The sequence below is a fragment of the Desulfurellaceae bacterium genome, from assembly GCA_021296095.1.
Lineage (GTDB): Bacteria > Desulfobacterota > Binatia > Bin18 > Bin18 > JAAXHF01.
In genome coordinates this window covers 5,495-6,596 of sequence record JAGWBB010000155.1, presented here as the reverse complement: position 1 = coordinate 6,596, position 1,102 = coordinate 5,495, and the positions used below count along the sequence as shown (strand labels likewise).

Below are 1,102 nucleotides of genomic sequence, written 5' to 3'. Positions count from 1 at the left end.
TCCCAGCGCCACACGCCGTTGGGGTCCTCCAGGCAGCTGAACACCACCCGGCGGGGAAGCCCGGCCTCGTTGAGAAAGTTGTTGGTGATCATCTCACACACTTCGGGCCGCTCTCGGCGGGTTTTTTTCGAGAAACACCGTTCTACAACATCATTGGCTGCGGCCTGATAGTCGTCGTGCAGGCTGTCAATGAATTCGTCCGCGTCGGCATACTGACTCAGATTGGTGGCGCTGCTGATGATGACATTGCCGGCGACCAGGTGGGGGTAATCGAGGCTCATCTGCATGGCCCGCATACCGCCCATGGAATTGCCGACCAGAATCGCCCGGTCCACCCCCAGGGCGGCCAGGGCCGCAGCATCGTCGGCCGCCATGTCCTGGATCGAGTAGCCGCTGAGCGGCTTGGATGACAGCCCGTGGCCGCGCGCCTCAATCACAATACAGTGGTAGCGGTGGGCCAGGACCGGGGCCTGAAAGGCCCACAGCCAGGCGTTGGCCGAGAAGCCGTGTAGAAAGACAAGGGGAAAGCCCTTGCCGTAGTGATTGTAATGAATCCGGACGCCCTTCTCCCGCTCGATGTACGGCATGGTCTGCTCTCCCAGAACTGCTATTGGCCGAAAAAGGGTTTCTTGGCCCAGCCCTCTTCGAATGGGGTTAGGAACTCGGCGTTGACCTTCAGACTCTTGAACTGCCACTCCTGACCGCTGCGCACATACTCCTCGGCGTACTTGGCGGCCAGCCACAGCGCCTGGTTGTGCTCGCCCAGGGTGCACGGCTGGAAGAGGTACCACTGACCGGTGGCGGTATCGCCGTCCACCTCGATCAGCGGGTTCATGACCTGGTGCAGGGCAAAAGGAAAAATTTCGGCCGCGCCCTGAAAGAATGTACGAATTGCCTCGCGGCCGCGGTGGACGCCGAAGTTGCCGCCGTCCCAGACCGCGTCTTCGGTAAACAGCGCCGCAATCGCGTCCGCATCATACTGGTCATCACACGCCGCGCAGTACTTGGCCTTGAGTTTCTTGATCGCCTCAATGTCTTCAACCGCGCGCAGCCGACGTTCGAGCTGTTCGAGATCCATGGCCTGTCCTCCTCTTTTTTTCCC

Annotated in this window: 2 protein-coding genes; both read right to left on the bottom strand. The window is 60.8% G+C overall.

The window, feature by feature from the left end:
* Positions 1-587, bottom strand: a 587-nt coding sequence (locus J4F42_21940; protein ID MCE2488185.1) for an alpha/beta hydrolase, incomplete at its 3' end; no start/stop codon positions are given.
* Positions 588-607: 20 nt separating this feature from the next.
* Positions 608-1,078, bottom strand: a complete 471-nt coding sequence (locus J4F42_21935) for a nuclear transport factor 2 family protein (GenBank protein ID MCE2488184.1) — start codon at positions 1,076-1,078, stop codon at positions 608-610.
* Between the last annotated feature and the right edge of the window lie 24 nt (positions 1,079-1,102).

What these genes read in the sequence shown, in the direction of transcription:
- J4F42_21935 (MCE2488184.1), bottom strand. Translation starts at nt 1,078, where the DNA reads ATGGATCTCGAACAGCTCGAACGTCGGCTGCGCGCGGTTGAAGACATT.